The sequence below is a fragment of the Pseudomonas lini genome (assembly GCF_964063345.1).
Lineage (GTDB): Bacteria > Pseudomonadota > Gammaproteobacteria > Pseudomonadales > Pseudomonadaceae > Aquipseudomonas > Aquipseudomonas lini_B.
Window position 1 is genome coordinate 1,229,730 of the sequence record NZ_OZ061318.1, and the last position, 16,043, is coordinate 1,245,772.

Annotated in this window: 15 protein-coding genes; 2 read left to right on the plus strand and 13 right to left on the minus strand. The window is 55.7% G+C overall.

Annotated features, from left to right (window positions below; genetic code table 11):
• Nucleotides 1-17 precede the first annotated feature (17 nt).
• A complete protein-coding gene (locus AB3226_RS05665) occupies nucleotides 18-518 on the minus strand; it encodes a sigma-70 family RNA polymerase sigma factor (protein ID WP_038982346.1) in 501 nt (166 codons plus the stop codon).
• Between the two features lie 367 nt (nucleotides 519-885).
• Here AB3226_RS05665 and AB3226_RS05670 point away from each other — a divergent pair, with 367 nt between their 5' ends.
• Together AB3226_RS05670 and AB3226_RS05675 are read left to right on the plus strand one after the other, a co-directional pair.
• Complete coding sequence (locus tag AB3226_RS05670; RefSeq protein ID WP_367372341.1) at nucleotides 886-2,007, plus strand: HlyD family secretion protein; 1,122 nt, start codon at nucleotides 886-888, stop codon at nucleotides 2,005-2,007.
• Complete coding sequence (locus AB3226_RS05675) at nucleotides 2,004-3,596, plus strand: DHA2 family efflux MFS transporter permease subunit (RefSeq protein WP_367372342.1); 1,593 nt, start codon at nucleotides 2,004-2,006, stop codon at nucleotides 3,594-3,596. The genes AB3226_RS05670 and AB3226_RS05675 overlap by 4 nt, the downstream gene beginning before the upstream one ends.
• 203 nt (nucleotides 3,597-3,799) lie before the next feature.
• On the opposite strand, the gene AB3226_RS05680 is transcribed toward AB3226_RS05675, so the two are convergent.
• The 12 genes from AB3226_RS05680 to ycaC all read right to left on the minus strand — a co-directional run bounded on the left by AB3226_RS05680 (nucleotide 3,800) and on the right by ycaC (nucleotide 15,941).
• Nucleotides 3,800-4,123: a hypothetical protein gene (locus AB3226_RS05680; protein WP_367372343.1), complete on the minus strand. Its 324-nt coding sequence runs from the start codon at nucleotides 4,121-4,123 to the stop codon at nucleotides 3,800-3,802.
• A 359-nt stretch (nucleotides 4,124-4,482) separates the two neighbouring features.
• A complete protein-coding gene (locus AB3226_RS05685) occupies nucleotides 4,483-4,905 on the minus strand; it encodes a hypothetical protein (protein ID WP_367372344.1) in 423 nt (140 codons plus the stop codon).
• A 91-nt stretch (nucleotides 4,906-4,996) separates the two neighbouring features.
• Nucleotides 4,997-5,380: a hypothetical protein gene (locus AB3226_RS05690; protein WP_367372345.1), complete on the minus strand. Its 384-nt coding sequence runs from the start codon at nucleotides 5,378-5,380 to the stop codon at nucleotides 4,997-4,999.
• Nucleotides 5,381-5,581: 201 nt separating this feature from the next.
• Nucleotides 5,582-5,998, minus strand: a complete 417-nt coding sequence (locus tag AB3226_RS05695; protein ID WP_367372346.1) for a hypothetical protein — start codon at nucleotides 5,996-5,998, stop codon at nucleotides 5,582-5,584.
• Nucleotides 5,998-6,453, minus strand: coding sequence for a hypothetical protein (locus AB3226_RS05700; protein WP_367372347.1), 456 nt, complete (start codon nucleotides 6,451-6,453; stop codon nucleotides 5,998-6,000). Before AB3226_RS05700 ends, AB3226_RS05695 begins: the two co-directional genes overlap by 1 nt.
• 108 nt (nucleotides 6,454-6,561) lie before the next feature.
• Nucleotides 6,562-6,942 (minus strand): hypothetical protein, encoded by a 381-nt coding sequence (locus AB3226_RS05705; protein WP_367372348.1) that lies wholly within the window; start codon nucleotides 6,940-6,942, stop codon nucleotides 6,562-6,564.
• A gap of 56 nt (nucleotides 6,943-6,998) precedes the next feature.
• Nucleotides 6,999-7,241: a contact-dependent growth inhibition system immunity protein gene (locus AB3226_RS05710; RefSeq protein ID WP_367375760.1), complete on the minus strand. Its 243-nt coding sequence runs from the start codon at nucleotides 7,239-7,241 to the stop codon at nucleotides 6,999-7,001.
• A gap of 254 nt (nucleotides 7,242-7,495) precedes the next feature.
• Nucleotides 7,496-7,906: a hypothetical protein gene (locus AB3226_RS05715; protein ID WP_367372349.1), complete on the minus strand. Its 411-nt coding sequence runs from the start codon at nucleotides 7,904-7,906 to the stop codon at nucleotides 7,496-7,498.
• Nucleotides 7,907-7,914: 8 nt separating this feature from the next.
• Complete coding sequence (locus AB3226_RS05720; protein ID WP_367372350.1) at nucleotides 7,915-12,678, minus strand: RHS repeat-associated core domain-containing protein; 4,764 nt, start codon at nucleotides 12,676-12,678, stop codon at nucleotides 7,915-7,917.
• A gap of 315 nt (nucleotides 12,679-12,993) precedes the next feature.
• Complete coding sequence (locus AB3226_RS05725) at nucleotides 12,994-13,434, minus strand: carboxymuconolactone decarboxylase family protein (protein ID WP_367372351.1); 441 nt, start codon at nucleotides 13,432-13,434, stop codon at nucleotides 12,994-12,996.
• A 245-nt stretch (nucleotides 13,435-13,679) separates the two neighbouring features.
• On the minus strand, nucleotides 13,680-15,125 hold the full coding sequence (locus AB3226_RS05730) for a mechanosensitive ion channel domain-containing protein (RefSeq protein WP_367372352.1): 1,446 nt from the start codon (nucleotides 15,123-15,125) through the stop codon (nucleotides 13,680-13,682).
• A 189-nt stretch (nucleotides 15,126-15,314) separates the two neighbouring features.
• Nucleotides 15,315-15,941, minus strand: a complete 627-nt coding sequence (gene ycaC / locus AB3226_RS05735; protein ID WP_247293339.1) for an isochorismate family cysteine hydrolase YcaC — start codon at nucleotides 15,939-15,941, stop codon at nucleotides 15,315-15,317.
• Between the last annotated feature and the right edge of the window lie 102 nt (nucleotides 15,942-16,043).

The window sequence follows — 16,043 nt, forward strand, 5'->3', positions numbered from 1 at the left end:
TGAGAAGGCGCGGCGAATCATGGCTGTAACCCGTCCAGGCGATCACGCAAATGCCGCAGGGTGCGGATCATATACTTTTCCACCATGTTCTTGGACAGCCCCAGGCGCTCAGCGATTTCAGCTTGGGTCAGGCCTTCGATCTTCTGCCAGACGAACACCTTGCGACAGTTGACCGGCAGCTCGGTGAGCGCCCGTTCGATGGAATCCGCCAACTGGATCGCGTGCATGAAATGCTCCGGGTCGCCGGACGACGACACACTGTGATCGATCGCCTCGGACTCCATGGCGCCCCGCCGATCCTCACGCCGATAACCGTCCACCGCGATGTTGCGCGCGGTCTGGTGCAAATACGCCCGAGGTTGTTGCACCGCCGCCGAATCAGACTCAAGCACCCGCACGAAGGTGTCGTGGGCCAAGTCCTCGGCCTGCTGACGATTTCTCAGGCGACGGGTCCAGGTGCCGATCAACTCTTCGTAATGTTCGAAAAAGCCGGGTCTGCGGGGCAGCTTGGGGGTCATTGCGGTGTGCTGTAGAGAGGAGACGTGAATAGTAATGCTTCGTATTAACCTGAAGCAATGGATTCCTCGGACCTCATGGATCCTCAGATCCCATATCCCGTTTGCAGTTGCCCGCCAATTTTTCCTTTTCAGCGGGCGCTGCCTTCTTGAACAACTGCCTTGCTTACCGTCATCGTCAGCAGCAATGCGAGCGCAGCGCACAGCATCAAGGTTTCGCCCAATACCTGAGCCCACGCCGCGAGCATCACCCCCCTCAGCTGGCTGAAATGAGCAACCGACGATCGGCAGGGGAAAACAATTGTCAGCGAATATTACCTGCGTCATATTATACATGTAATAAAGCGTCGTTCCTCACAGGTATTTCTTTATGACCAGCATGCCCAGCCTTGAACCCGACCTTGCTGTCGCGGCGAATACTCCCAGGCCTCCCCTGCTTAAAAGGCTGCTCTTGCTGACGGCGGCCATCGCGGCCCTGGTATTCATCGGGCTGTACGCGACCCATTGGTGGACCGCCGGGCGTTTCATCGAGGAAACCGACGATGCCTATATCGGTGGCGACGTCACGGTGATTGGGCCGAAAGTCGCGGGGTATATCGAAGAAGTGCTGGTCACCGACAACCAGAAGGTCAAGGCTGGCGATGTGCTGATTCGGCTCGACGCCCGTGATTATCGCGCCAACCTGGCCAAGGCCGAAGGTGCGGTGGCTGCCGAAGAAGCGTTACTCGCCAACCTCGACGCCACCGAACAACTGCAACACGCAGTGATCGGCCAGGCCCGCGCCGGCATCGATGCTACAGGCGCCGAAACCGCGCGCTCGCGGGACGATAACGCCCGCTACAAACGCCTGGTGAACAGCAATGCCGTCTCGGTGGAAAGCGCGCAACGGGCCGACGCCACCTTCAAGACTGCACAGGCGCAGAGTGCCCGGGCTCAGGCCGAATTGCTGGCCGCGCAACGTCAGTTGAACGTGATCGAAACCCAGAAACAGCAAGCGCGCGCCGCGTTGATCCAGGCGCGGGCCGAGCGTGATCTGGCGCAATTGAACGTCGGTTACACCGAGTTGAAAGCCCCCGTCGACGGTGTGATCGGCAATCGTCGGGCAAGGGTCGGCGCTTACGCTCAGGCCGGTTCGCAACTGTTGTCGGTGGTGCCGGCCAGCGGGTTGTGGGTCGATGCCAATTTCAAAGAAGATCAGCTGTCGCGGATGACGCCAGGCCAGCGCGTGATCGTTCATGCCGACGTGCTCAAGGGGCGTGAATTCCACGGTCATCTGGACAGCCTCGCGCCGGCCAGTGGTTCGCAGTTCAGCGTCCTGCCAGCGGAAAACGCCACTGGCAATTTCACCAAAATCGTTCAGCGGGTACCGGTGCGAATCCTGCTCGATCCCGCTGACGGCGTGCTCGGTCATCTGCGCCCCGGTTTATCGGTGACTGCCGAAGTGGACACCCGCGCCGAGCCTGAAACCCCGACCGTGGCCCGCGCGCCATGAGCCGCGCTCTCGCCGCCCCCGCGCAGCCGTTCAACGCCGCCAACATGGCGACGGCGACCAAAGTGTTCGCCTTCGCCACCATGTGCATCGGCATGTTCATTGCGCTGCTGGATATTCAGATCGTCTCGGCGTCGCTGCGTGACATCGGCGGCGGACTCTCGGCCGGCACCGACGAAACCGCGTGGATACAGACCAGCTACCTGATCGCCGAAATCATCGTGATTCCGCTGTCGGGCTGGTTGTCCCGGGTGTTCTCGACCCGTTGGCTGTTCTGCGCCTCGGCGGTGGGTTTCACTTTAGCCAGCCTGCTCTGCGGCGCGGCCTGGAACATCCAGAGCATGATCGCCTTCCGCGCCCTGCAAGGCTTTCTTGGCGGTTCAATGATCCCGCTGGTGTTTACCACCGCATTTTTTTTCTTCACCGGTAAACAACGGGTGATCGCCGCCGCGACCATCGGCGCAGTGGCCTCGCTGGCACCAACGCTGGGGCCGGTGATCGGGGGCTGGATCACCGACATTTCGTCCTGGCACTGGCTGTTCTACATTAACTTGGTGCCGGGGATTTTCGTTGCGGTGGCGGTGCCGATGCTGGTGAAAATCGACCAGCCGGAACTGTCGCTGCTCAAGGGCGCCGACTACCTGAGCATGCTGTTCATGGCGGTGTTTCTCGGTTGCCTGGAATACACCCTGGAAGAAGGCCCGCGCTGGAACTGGTTTAGCGACAGCACGATTCTGACCACCGCCTGGATCAGCGGCCTGGCTGGACTGGCTTTCATTGGTCGCACCCTTCACGTGGCCAATCCAATCGTCGATCTGCGTGCCTTGAAAGACCGTAACTTCGCCCTCGGCTGTTTCTTTTCATTCGTCACGGGGATCGGCCTGTTCGCGACGATTTACCTGACGCCGCTGTTTCTCGGACGAGTGCGCGGCTACAGCGCGCTGGACATTGGCCTGGCGGTTTTTTCCACCGGAGTGTTCCAGATCCTGGCGATTCCGCTGTACGCCTTTCTGGCCAACCGCATCGACCTGCGCTGGATCATGATGACCGGCCTTGGATTGTTTGCCCTGTCGATGTGGGATTTCAGTCCGATCACCCACGACTGGGGGGCCAAAGAATTGATGCTGCCGCAAGCCTTGCGCGGGATCGCTCAACAACTGGCAGTGCCGCCCGCGGTAACCCTGACCCTCGGCGGACTGGCGCCCGCGCGGCTCAAACATGCTTCGGGATTGTTCAACCTGATGCGCAATCTCGGCGGCGCAATGGGCATCGCCGCGTGCGCGACCATCCTCAATGACCGCACCAACCTGCACTTCACCCGGTTGGCGGAGAACCTCAACAGCACCAACGAAGCACTCAATCAGTGGCTGTCCCAGGTCGGCAATAACTTCGCAGCCCTGGGCCAAAGCGGTGACATCGGCGTCACCGCCAGCCTGCGTCAGCTATGGCTGCTGACCTACCGCGAAGCGCAGACGCAAACCTACGGCGACGCGTTCCTGATGATCATGGTCTGCTTCATCCTCGCCACGGCGATGGTGCCCTTGATGCGCAAGGTGCAACCACCGGCTGCGCCGAGCGCTGATGCGCATTGAGGCTTGCCGCCTTCGGGTCTCGAAGCGGCCCCAAAACATCCCGGCCTATCAAAACCCTGTGGCGAGGGAGCTTGCTCCCGTTGGGCTGCGCAGCAGCCCCAGAACCAACACCACGAGTTTGTCAGGTACACCGCAGGGCTTGGTTTGGCGCCTGCTACGCAGTCGAGCGGGAGCAAGCTCCCTCGCCACAACAGCGCCCGCCGCTACTCCGAAGGCCTTGCCCGCAACCGCCGCCCAATCACATCCAGCACATCGCACCCGTCCCTTAGAGGAATGGCGCAGAGCAAAGCGAAGTCGCTGAGGATGATCGAGTCGCACTCGACCGAGCCGCGCATGGACATATTTTCGAGCACCTGGGTTACAGCGCGAATTCGATAGCTGGCAGCGTCGGTCAAGATATCGAGCGGCGCGTGGGTATCGACGAACAGGGTGGGCATGTCGGTGCAGTTGCTGGTGAGCGCCATGAAGCGGTTTTTGGGGTGGGGAATTGGTTTTTCGTAGGGGGGATCGGGATGAAGACTTTTCATTTTTAAACCTCTGGTAGAAGTGGAGCTACCATCGGCCTTCCTACAGGCTTGGGTGGCAGCTATACGCGGGGTAGGAATATCGAGACCAGAGCAAACTCGACCACACCGAAGCGTGCCCGCGCACAGCCGCCGCAACTGATCTTACGGACGCACGTTGATGGCCGCAATTCAGGTGTCGACGCCAAAGCGTCCTCTCTAGTCTTGAAGGGTTCCTACACCCTGCCACTGAATTTTCAGTGACTGCCAGAGACTATCGATGGAAAACATTTCGCACCAGTTCATGGAAACCGCTACGAGTTGAAGGAAACTTCCGACGGGCTTGTCCAGAAATTTCGCAGCATGTACGACCGTCAACGCAACTAACCGACAGTCGTCCAAGTGGATTGATCTTCAAAGCTGGCTTTTTGAAGGTCGTCTTTCCACACAACAGTTGCCAAGCGAAAAATGTCTTCAAAAAATGCCCTGGCATTTTTCATCTCATCCCACCCATCAGGAAATGATGAATACGCCTCAGGGTCATACTTCAGCAGTGATTGGAAATCATAATTTTTGTCTTGAAGAGCTTCCTCCAGACATTTGTAAAGTAAAAATCTTTGCCGATATGATCGTTTTCTGGGTAGGCAATATTTGAGAATTAGCTCCTCCCTGTCCGACGGATCATTAGGATCGAACTCCTCCAACTCCTCACCCAGAGTCTCTTCACGATCATAAATATCAAAACACCCCAAAAAATAAGAGAGTGCAGGGATATACGGCTGCCCACTTCCAGGATCAATAAGCATTTTTCACTCTACCTAATCGGATATAAAGCAAATAAAGCAAAAAGCGGACGGATTTATTTGTAGCTGTTCTCGACAACAAACTGCTGAACCTTCAGATACCTGCCGGAAACACATTTATATTCTTAACATTTAAATCCACTAATAACGAATCAGCTTCCGCACATCCAATCAACTCAATAAATATTATTGATCCACCCACATCAACAACTGCGCCGCCCTCCATATCATTTGAAATTAAAGTCCCCGTCATAGTTACGGTGCCATCCATCACTCCAATAGAGTGAGTGTTATTGAGCGAAGAGCAAGCATTCTCTCCCCAAACAAACTCATCATCGACTTCTAATTCGACATCATACTGCTCACCAACTTTCGGTGGGGTAGCACGCCAAACTGCGGTTGCGGCCCCGACATTGGTTGAAAACCCAACTAAAACTTCTCTAGCAGCAAGAGTCACGAGATCTATGGTTATTTTCATACTTATTTCTTCAGTGATGGGACGCGGAAAACGGTATTTTCAACGTTCATAACATTCTCCCTCAACTGGAGTATCCACTTCTCCTCGTGGTAATGATGCTTACTCGGCTTGGTCATAGAAAACCCTTCAATGGTCATTTGCAAAGCCCAACAAAATATTTTGGCCAAGTGCTGAACTTACCTCTCGCGAAAGTATTAGCCCTCACCAAGTTGAAAAATCCTCCTGACTCGCTTTATACAGATCATCAACCCATTCTTCTGATAATTTAACGTACACATCTTCAAAAAACGCCTTCGGATCTTTCATTTCATCCCACCCAGGAGGAAGCAAGGAATGCGACATCGGATCATGTTCAAAAACTTCAGAAAAAACACTTGAGTCACCGTCAAGAGCCTCCCCCAATACGGAAAACAAAACAAATTTGTGCCGATAACTCAAGCCCGCGAAACGCCTGACAACAAACTGAGATATTAAAAACTCTCTATCAGTAGCACAGCCAGGATCGTACGCTGACAATTCAACACCAAGACTTTCCTCTCGGTCATATATATCGAACCCACCGAGAAAGTGCTCTAAACGTGGATTATATGGAATATCAAAAAAAGGATGCATTAGCATTAAATTTTCTCTATCGGATAAAGCGCTATAGGCTGCAACGTTTCAAAGTCGAATTTCATCTCGAAGGCATTCATCTGAGGAATGAAACGCGGGCTGGCTGGATCTAAAGGATTAGGCTCATATCCCTGACCTACATTTTCAGCCTCCATTCTTACTAACAAATTTCCTTTCCTATCCTCTCCAGTAAAACGAGACATTTTTCTGGTTTCCCTTGTCATCGCTTCGTTATATGCATTCAATTGTGCTCTATGACTTAAAAACCGAGAACTGTTAACGGCTCTCCACTTTTTGCTTTCACCATGTAATTCACGCCCAGTGGGTTGCTGCTGAACAGCAGAGCTCGAATTTTCTGCTCCATGTGTATCCTCAGTTCGTGCCACACCATCCTTTTTATATCTACTAAAAATACCGCACCTCAGAAATTTACTGATCAAATTAATCGCCTTTTCTTTCAAGCGCTTTATCTCCGCAACTGAAACCCGCCAAAACAACGGAACAGATTTATTTAATCCTACGAACTGAAGGAAACTTCCGACGCCCGCCGGGAAATTTTGAATTTTACGTCAGAAAGACACGTCTATTCGATCTACCTGAATTTTTACAAATCGGCCGTTCAGATGAGGATGGTCGTAGTGAATTTCCTGATCCGAAAAATCAACAAAAGATCGAAACACGCTTCCATCCAAATACCCATAAAGCACGTATGAAAATCCGCTATCTTTCATTTCTATCAGTGTAGTGATTGGTTCCTCTGCCGCTTCAATAACAACATCGTTGTCGGGAAGCACCAAATCGAACTCAACTTCATAGGTTTCTCCCACTTCAATTTTTGATGGGCTGTAGCTTGTGAAGCATTTAATTTCCAAACATTTAACGAGTAACAAGACCTCGTCCTCAATCACCGGACCTACTGCCAGTACTACGGCTTCATATCTCTTAGTCATTCCCTCGCCTCACTACTTTATCGCACGACAAAAAAGGGGCGGACTTATTTTCCCCCTTATCGCTCACCTTCAAGAAGAACAACAACATGCTTTAACCACGATCTTCCTGAGGGCCACTCATACCAATAGCAGTAACAAGCTCCCATATCCTTTAACAAAAAATCTCGCAAACACTCCTCACCCATTGACTGCATCAGCAGCATATTTATCTCTTCTCTAGCACCTGCAATCGCCTCCTTACTAGAGTCCAATAAGAACGACCTAACGACATCATCAGCCGATTCAAATTCACATCCAATCCTCGTTTAAATAAGCCCCCAAGAACTGATGAATACGCTAAAACACACCGCTATTCATTTACGCACCCCGTCAAGATGAAATATTCACTCGGCGAACAAGAGTCTCGCCTAAGCACTAATATTATCAACGATAAAGGATCCAAAAAGGGGACGGACATATTTACCCTCTACACCAGCTCATGCATACCGCTACGAGTCAAAGGAAACTTCCGATAACCCTGCCCGGAAATTTCGCTTCCACACCGAGACGTCCTCTACCAAGTGGATTGATCTTCAAGACTGGCTTTTTGAAGATCTTCTTTCCATTCGATAGTTGCCAATCTATAAATATCCTCAAAAAAAACTCTTGTATTTTCCATTTCATCCCACCCACAGGGGAATGAGGAATACGCCTCTGGGTCATATTTCAGCAGCGACTGGAAATCATAGCTTTTGTCCTGAAGCGCCTCTTCTAAGCATTTATAAAGTAAAAATCGATGTCGATATGTGCGATTTCTAACCAAGCAATACTTGAGTATTAACTCTTCTCTGTCCGCTGGATCATTCGGATCGAATTTTTCCAGCTCCTCTCCAAGAGTATGCTCACGATCATAAATATCGAAACAACCCAAAAAATATGAAGGTGTCGGTATATATGGCTGCTGAGTATCAGGATCAATAAACATAATCTTCCTCACTTAATTGGATATAACGTAAATGGAACGCCAGCAGCATTAAACTTCATTTCAAAGCCGTCCAATTTAATAAGCCTTGGATTTTCCTTCGACCTAGTGTTTGGCACATATCCCTCCCCGGCACCCGGAAGCCTCATTCTAACGATGTTATGACCCTCCCCGTCCGTCCCCGTAAATCGAGATAGCCCTCGCTCAGTCCTCGTTGTTGCAAGAGTGTAAGCCTCGAGCATCAACTCCCAACTGCTAAATCTGGAGCTTGGATTACCACGTTGGTGCCAGGGTTTTCTACCAGTTATCGGATCCGTACCATCAATAGCTCGCTGCTTCCATTTGGCATCTGGTACCGCTGGACTATGTTTCCCCACCATATGCATGCTCTGGCTTTTATCCAACCGTCTAACTTCTTTCTCGGCAAGCTCCTGAGCACTTAATTTAGGCTTTGGTAGCGCCGGCTCACCTTCATCAACCCTAGCGCCAGTCGTATCATCCGGCGCCCCACACCCAGGTTTGTTCGGTGGCGGACAATTCCCGCTCAACCCCAACGGATCAACCCATCCCGTTGGATTCGGGGTGTATTGATACTGGTTCAGCCCGCCGGCCAACTTGATCGGGTCCGGCGTCAGGTACCGGCCAACTTCCGGATTGTAGTAGCGATGCCGGTTGTAGTGCAGACCGCTCTCGGCGTCGAAGTACTGCCCTTGAAAGCGCAGCGGTTGCTCAAGCTGCTCGCCCCCGCCCAACGCCAGATGCGTGACTTTGCCGTAGGCGTTGTACTTCGCCGACCACACGATCTCGCCGCTGTAATCCGTCAGCTCCTGCGGCGTGCCGAGGTGGTCGAGTTGGTAGTAGAACGGGCAAGCCTTGCGCGGGCCTTTGCCGTCAAGCATGGCCAACGGGCGGAAGCTACCCGGTTCGTAGAGGTAGCTGCGGTAATGCTCGCGACTGCTTTCAGCGACGAGGTGGTCGCCCTGCCAGAAGAACTCGGTGGTGTGGCCATCAACGATTTTGGCGATGCGGCGGCCGAAGGCGTCGTAGCGGTAGCTGGAACAACGACCATCCGGGGTGGTGACGCCAACCAGCCGGTGCTGGCAGTCGTAGCGGTATTCGGTGATGAGTTTCTGCGCGGTGCCGCGGCGTTCGCGGATCAGGTTGCCGAAGGCGTCGTAGTCGTAATGCCGGTCGCCCTGCATCAATAGCCGATTGCCTTTGACGGTCGCGGCGCCGGGGCGGTCCTGCATCAGCAGGTTGCCGGCCGGGTCGTGGGCGAAGCTTTCCGCTGGATCGTCGCGGGTGTGGCGCACGCGGATCAGGCGGTTGAGCGGGTCGTATTGGTAATTGCGTTGGCCGTGGCGGGTGTCGGCGATGTGGTCGAGATTGCCGTTGAGGCTGTAGGCATAGTCGCGGCGGTACAGGTTTTTTTGCTGTTGGCTGACGGCGTGGGCCTTTAATCGACCCTGGTCGTCGTAGGCATATTCGCTGAGCAACAGACCTTGCTGGCGCTGTAGTTCGCGGCCGGATTTGTACGTGTGGCTTGTAAGACGTGCACCGTTGAGGTCGATGGCCGTCAGCGCGCCGCCCTTGGCGTGGTGATAGTCGAGTTTGCTGTTGTCCGGCAGGCGCAGGCGCTTGAGCTGGCCACAGGCGTCGTAGGCGTAACGCAACGTGCCCCAGCCTTGATGCTCGGTGATCAGCCGGTCTTGTCGGTCGTACTCGAATTCCAGTGGATGATCGTGGCCGTCGTCGACACTGGTCAGTCGGCCCAGCGAGTCGTAGTGGTAGCCGACCTTGATGCCATCGGGCAATATTTTGACCAGCAGCCGTCCGGCCGGGTCCCGTTCATAAGCCGTAACCAGCTGCGAGCCGCCGTCGCCGAACTCGGTTTTCTCCAGCAGGTGCCCATTGAGATCGTAGGCGTACGCGGTACGGCGGCCGTCGAAGCCGGTTTCCTGTCGGATCAGGCCGTTGGGCGTGTAGTCCAGCTGATACTTTTCGCCGGATTCGTTTTCGATTTCCGTGAGCAACAACTGCGCGTTGTCGTAGCGGTAGTTGAGCTGGGTGCCGTCGGGGTTGATGCGGCGGCTGACCAGATGCAGATCGTCGACGTATTCGTAGCGGGTGACGCGGCCCAGTTCATCGCGTTCGGCGGTGATCTTGCCGTAGGCGTTGTAGCTGAACCCACGGCTGGCGCCGGTAGGTAAAGTCGTCTGGATCAGTCGACCGACGGCATCCCATTGGTAGCGGGTGAGCGCGCCGTGTTCGTCCTGACGGGTAATCTGCCGCCCCAGTGCATCGTAGGAAAAGCGTCGCTGCCCGCCATCCGGCAGCGTTTCCTCGACCAGCTGCCCCAAGGCATTCCAGACGAAGACATGCCGGCTGGTGTCCGGGTAGCGGATCGACAGCAAACGCCCCTGAGCGTCGTAGTGATAATGGGTGACCTGCCCATCGGGATCAGTGGCCTCGGTGACATCGCCCTGCGCATTACGCCGATATTTCCACACCGCTTTGCCGCGATAGCGCGCATGCAGGAAACCGTTGCGATACTCGTAGGATGTTGGCTCGTCTTCCGGCGGAATCAGCGCCACCAACCGTCCGACTTCGTCGTAACGGTATTCGGTGATGGCCCCGAGCGGATCCTGCTCGGCAATTAGTCGACCTTGATCGTCATAGGCCTTGAGCTGTTCGCCGCCGTCCAGCTCGACCTTGCGCACCAGTCGCGCGCGGTCGTCATGAAGGTAAACCTCTTGGCTGCCATCGACGTTATGGACCGTGACGCTGCCCTGATCGTCCCAGACATAGCACGCATCCATCTGCGCAAACGACGCCCAGTGCCGGATGCATCTGGCTGCCTTGCCGGAGCGTTCCCACGCCCAGAAGAAACTCGCGCCACCGGCCAGTTGCCGCTGCAGGATGACGTGCCGGTCGTCGTAGTCGTAACGCTCGCTTTCCCCGGCGGCGTTGCTCGCTTCGATCAGCTGAGCGCATTCGTCGTAGCGGTAACTGACCAGCGTCCGCTCGGTGTGCCAGGCCTCAGCGAGGGTCTGCGCCGGGACAAACACCTGATAGTCGACGGCGATCAGATGCGCGCGGTCATAGCGCAACAGCAAGGCGCGGCCGGCGCCGTTGTCGAGGCGCTGGATGCGCTGCTGGCGGTCGCGGGTGATGCGCAGGCGGTTGTCGTAGGCGTCGCTGATCGCCGTCAGATAACCATTGCGGAAGTGGTAGAAACGCGCGTCGTCGCCAGCTTGGGCGAGGATCAGTTCTTCGGGATCATCGCCGAGATAAATCGCCGCGCGCGACAGGCTGTTGTGGATCGCCGGGCGTTCATGGTTCGGTAATGGAAACGGGGTGCGACGGTTTTCGTGGTCGATCCAGATAACCGTGTCACCCTCGATCTCCAGTCGATGGGCGAGCGAATGGCTCCAGCCGAAGCCCAATCCACAGTCGATCTCGGCGGCGCTGGTGCGATAGAGCCGGGTGAAGTCGAACGGCAGAACCCCATCCAGCGATCCGTCAGTGAGGGTCAGCAGTTCTTCGCCGGTGACCATCGACACCGGGCATTTGTTGGTGGCAGTTTTATTGGCCGAGTCGGCACTGTCGCCGTTGGGGTTTTTTGCTTGATCCGGGACGTTGTCGTGGTGTTCGTTTTGCTTGAGCGTGGTGTTGCGCTTGGCATCCCAGCGCAGTTGCATCCGACCCTTTTTCAGACCCGCCGCCACACCGCGTGCGGCGACGGCTTTGTACTGGTCGACGTACTTCATGAAGGTGTTGAGGATATTGAAAGTGGCCTCGACAAAGCGCATCGCAAGGCCAGCCAGCAACGCCCCGTACTTAATCCCACGAAGTGTGAGATAGGCCTTGGCGGCGGGTATACCGACACCCGTCCAGGCCAGCGCCAAAGCAATCAGAATATCGATCAGTACCGAAACAATGACTTGGCTGGTCACCTCCGCCGTGTTGCCAGCGATCTCGCTGGGCGGGAGCATTTCCAGCCAGAGACTTGCAGTACGCAGCAGTAAACAGAGCGCCGCTTCGTCACTGGCCAGCAGTTGGACTTTGGCCATGACCTGCGGCGCTGTCTCCGCAAGCTTGGCCAACTCATCGGCGCCACTGCCCAAACGTTCAGCGAACTTGCGGGGATCCTGAAGGATGTCCGAGAGCAGGCTGAGGCTGTCCCAAACACCGATGACCGCCGCCCAACTGCCCGCCAGCATGCCGTTACCGGCGGCCGCAAAAGTCGATTGCGACCATTGCGGTTTAAATCCTTCCCACTCTTTGCGTAGCCAGCCCTCCAGCTCGTTGGCCAGGCCTTTGTAGGAATCAAAAAGGTCATCGACTTGCTTCGGAGTAACTTCACCCTGGACATGAACACGGTAGAACTTGCCGGGTAAGCCTTCGAACTGCCCTTTGCCGTTTTCATCGAGCGTGACCGGCGTCGACTGCCCCCCATCCATGGCAATCACATCGACCTGAATGTTGCCCACGGGAATGTCATAAACCGATTCGAACTTGCTCTCGATTTCGAGCTTTCCGCCTTTCGGGCACTGGACGACGGTGGAGATAAACTCGTCGTCGCCGCTGCTCACGGCGGTGCTGGCATTGCCGAACAAAATGATCCGTTCCATGCCCATCAGCGATGGCAGATCCGCCACGTGGCTGACCTTGTCGGCATTGCGACTCAAGAAGCCACCGAGCTGTTGGCGATACAAACTCAGCGTGTCTTTGAATCCGTCGAGTTCCTGCTCGATGCGGGCGATGTGCTCCATCAACGCACCGAACAACAGGAGGCGGGGTTAAAAAACGGTTCGAACATGAGCAATCCCTCGCGCAGAAAATTAGGCGCGAGGACTTTGCGGGGGATCGATCAGGAAAGAAGTCGGGAAAGGTGGAAATGGATGTAGGAAGATTCGCTGATTAACAGCGGGTAAATAACGCCCAATCCAGGTGGGAGCGAGCCTGCTCGCGATGGCGGCGGTATATTCGGCATCAATGTTGGCTGACCCGCCGCTATCGCGAGCAGGCTCGCTCCCACAGGGGCTGCGGTGTTCAATTCCTTAACTGACTGAAATTAGAGCCAGGCGTTACGCCTGAGGCATTTTACGAAAACCCACGGCCAGCCGATTCCAGCTGTTAATGGTGGAAATCGCCACGGTCAGGTCGACCATTTCCTTGGGACTGAACTCGGCGCTGAGCAGCAAATAGTCTTCATCCGGGGCGTGGGTCAGACTCAGCTGGGTCAGGGACTCGGTCCAGGCCAGAGCCGCCCGTTCACGATCGGTGAAGAACGGTGCCTCGCGCCAGGCCGTCACGGCGAACAGCCGGCGTGGCGTTTCCCCGCCCTTGATGGCATCAGCGGTGTGCATGTCGATGCAAAAGGCGCAGCCGTTGATCTGCGAAGCGCGCAGCTTGACCAGTTCGATCAGCGACTTTTCCAGCGGTAGTTTCGAGACGGCGGTTTCCAGGGCGATCATGGCTTTGAGACCGTCTGGGGAGGCGGTGTAGAAATCGATACGAGGTTGCATGGTGAGCTCCAATTACGGGTGGGATTGGAGCTACGTTAATGCGGACCTGCGGTTGAACAAATAGCCAATTATTGGGAAGTTGAGGATGCCAATGGGCCAGAAGATTTTCAGTGACTATACCGGCGCTTTCGCGAGCAAGCCCGCTCCCACATTAGATCTTCGCCGGACACAAAACCTGTGTTCACTGAAGATCCAATGTGGGAGCGGACTTGCTCGCGAAGAGGCCGGAACAGGCAACCAACACATCAACCGCTACGCTTGCGCAACCACTGCAAAAACCCTTTCTTCTCCACCACCTTGGGTGTTTCCTGAATCAGCGTCTGAGCCTTGTTCAAGCGAAAATCCAGCAACGCCTTCATCGCTTCGCCGATGTCATGCCGCGCATCCAGGCACGGTTGGAGGTATTCCTTCTCGATTCGGTACAAGCTGCAGACCGTCTTGGCGATAAAGTCTGCCGGCATCGCCGTATCGGACAAAATCCCGCCCTCGCCGATCACCTCGCCCGGCCCCATGCGCCCGGTTTCAAACTTGACCCCACGGCGGCTCAGCTCCACCGACACGACGCCGGATTCGATGATGAACAAATGATCGCTGACCTCCCCGGCCGGCAGGATCATTTCACCAGGGCGGAAAGTTTGCAGTGTCATGTTCTGACTGAAGGTTTCTTTCTCTTCCTGACGCAGGGTCGAGAAAATGTTCGAGGCGTCCAGCAATGCCCGTGGCCGCGACAGGTTGGCAGGTGCATTCGGTTCGACGTTCGACAACAGGCTGACACCGCTGGCCTGCAAGTGCCGGAACGCCAGGTCGAACAGCAGATTGCGAACCATGCGTTTCTGGTCCATCGAGACGACGAAACCACTGATTTCGTATTCTACGCCCGTGGCGCTGGAGCCTTTCAACGCTACGCATGGCGCCGGTTTATTCAACAGATAGCGGCATCCTTGCATCGCCCGTTCCAACGCGTCGATCACCGTTTGCGGACGTGCGTGCGGGCTCAGTTGCAAGCTGACGGAGACGCCGAAAATGTCACTGGGCCGGCTGAAGTTGATGATCTTGGCCTTGGCCGCCAACGAGTTGGGAATCACCGCCATGCTGCCTTGCGCGGTTTGCAGGCGCGTGGCGCGCCAGTCGATGTCAATGACCCGGCCTTCGGTGCCGTCGATGGAGATCCAGTCATCCAGTTGATAGGGTTTGGTGGTATTGAGGACGATCCCGGAAAACACGTCGCTGAGGGTACTTTGCAAGGCCAGGCCGACGATGATCGCCAACGCGCCGGACGTTGCCAGCACGCCTTTGACCGGCAATTCGAGTACGTACGCCAGGGCGGCGATGACCGCGATCAGGAAAATCACCGCGCCGAGCAGATCCTGCAACAAACGCCCGGTGTGCCCGACCCGTTGCATCATCACCGTGCCGATCAATACCGTCAGGGTGCGCGCAGCGAACAGCCACCAGCCAATTTGCAAACCGGTCGCCGCCAGATGCAACGGCACGTTGTCGACCCAGGGCGCCGGCTCCATGGGGTTCATGCCTTCGTTGAACAGCAGCATGCTGAACAGCGCGAAAATTACCACCCGCACCGCCAGCTTCCAGTTGCTCCCGCTGGCCGTGATCAAACGCCACAATCCCAGATCGATCAGGATCAGAGTCAGCGCGCTGAGCAATGGGTGTTCGGTGAGCAGTGACAGCATCGAGCGACTCCAGCAATAGTACGGATGGGCACAGTGTAGGAGGATTTGATGTCTTCAGAACAACACAAAACACTGTGGGAGCGGGCTTGCCCGCGATGGCAATTGATCAGTCACTGGGATGTTGACTGTCAGACCGCTATCGCGGGCAAGCCCGCTCCCACAGGTTATGTGTGTATGTGCTGCCAGGGCTTACTTGTTGTTAGTCAGGGTGTTGTAGCTGGTCATCAGGTTGCGGTAGTCCGGGATGTGGTTGGAGAACAGGGTCGCCAGACCTTCCACGTCGTTGCGCCAGTCGCGATGCAGTTCACAGGCCAGGCCGAACCAGGTCATCAACTGGGCACCGGAGGACGACATGCGATCCCACGCCGATTGACGGGTCAGTTCGTTGAACGTGCCGGAAGCGTCGGTCACCACGAACACCTCAAAACCTTCGGCCAGGGCCGACAGCGCCGGGAACGCCACGCAGACTTCGGTTACCACACCGGCGATGATCAGTTGCTTCTTGCCAGTGGCCTTGATCGCCTTGACGAAGTCTTCGTTGTCCCAGGCATTGATCTGGCCTGGACGAGCGATGTACGGCGCATCCGGGAACAACGCCTTGAGCTCCGGTACCAGCGGGCCATTGGGGCCGGTTTCGAAACTGGTGGTCAGAATCGTTGGCAGCTTGAAGTACTTCGCCAGGTCGGCCAGGGCCAGCACGTTGTTCTTGAAACGGTCCGGATCGATGTCGCGCACCAGAGAAAGCAAACCCGCCTGGTGATCGACCAGCAGAACGGCGGCGTTATCTTTGTCGAGACGTTTGTAGGAAGTAGTCATGGGGTAATCCTCGCTTTTTATCGATGCCGAACGGGCCGGCGTAAGTGAACTCTGTTTTTTCGTTTCAACGCGGCCAGGCAAGCGTAGTCAGCCAAGTCCGGC

What these genes read in the sequence shown, in the direction of transcription:
- AB3226_RS05705 (WP_367372348.1), bottom strand. Translation starts at nt 6,942, where the DNA reads ATGACTAAGAGATATGAAGCCGTAGTACTGGCAGTAGGTCCGGTGATT.
- AB3226_RS05725 (WP_367372351.1), bottom strand. Translation starts at nt 13,434, where the DNA reads ATGCAACCTCGTATCGATTTCTACACCGCCTCCCCAGACGGTCTCAAA.
- AB3226_RS05715 (WP_367372349.1), bottom strand. Translation starts at nt 7,906, where the DNA reads ATGTTTATTGATCCTGATACTCAGCAGCCATATATACCGACACCTTCA.
- AB3226_RS05690 (WP_367372345.1), bottom strand. Translation starts at nt 5,380, where the DNA reads ATGAAAATAACCATAGATCTCGTGACTCTTGCTGCTAGAGAAGTTTTA.
- AB3226_RS05685 (WP_367372344.1), bottom strand. Translation starts at nt 4,905, where the DNA reads ATGCTTATTGATCCTGGAAGTGGGCAGCCGTATATCCCTGCACTCTCT.
- AB3226_RS05665 (WP_038982346.1), bottom strand. Translation starts at nt 518, where the DNA reads ATGACCCCCAAGCTGCCCCGCAGACCCGGCTTTTTCGAACATTACGAA.
- ycaC (WP_247293339.1), bottom strand. Translation starts at nt 15,941, where the DNA reads ATGACTACTTCCTACAAACGTCTCGACAAAGATAACGCCGCCGTTCTG.
- AB3226_RS05675 (WP_367372342.1), top strand. Translation starts at nt 2,004, where the DNA reads ATGAGCCGCGCTCTCGCCGCCCCCGCGCAGCCGTTCAACGCCGCCAAC.
- AB3226_RS05695 (WP_367372346.1), bottom strand. Translation starts at nt 5,998, where the DNA reads ATGCTAATGCATCCTTTTTTTGATATTCCATATAATCCACGTTTAGAG.
- AB3226_RS05670 (WP_367372341.1), top strand. Translation starts at nt 886, where the DNA reads ATGACCAGCATGCCCAGCCTTGAACCCGACCTTGCTGTCGCGGCGAAT.
- AB3226_RS05680 (WP_367372343.1), bottom strand. Translation starts at nt 4,123, where the DNA reads ATGAAAAGTCTTCATCCCGATCCCCCCTACGAAAAACCAATTCCCCAC.
- AB3226_RS05720 (WP_367372350.1), bottom strand. Translation starts at nt 12,678, where the DNA reads ATGGAGCACATCGCCCGCATCGAGCAGGAACTCGACGGATTCAAAGAC.
- AB3226_RS05730 (WP_367372352.1), bottom strand. Translation starts at nt 15,125, where the DNA reads ATGCTGTCACTGCTCACCGAACACCCATTGCTCAGCGCGCTGACTCTG.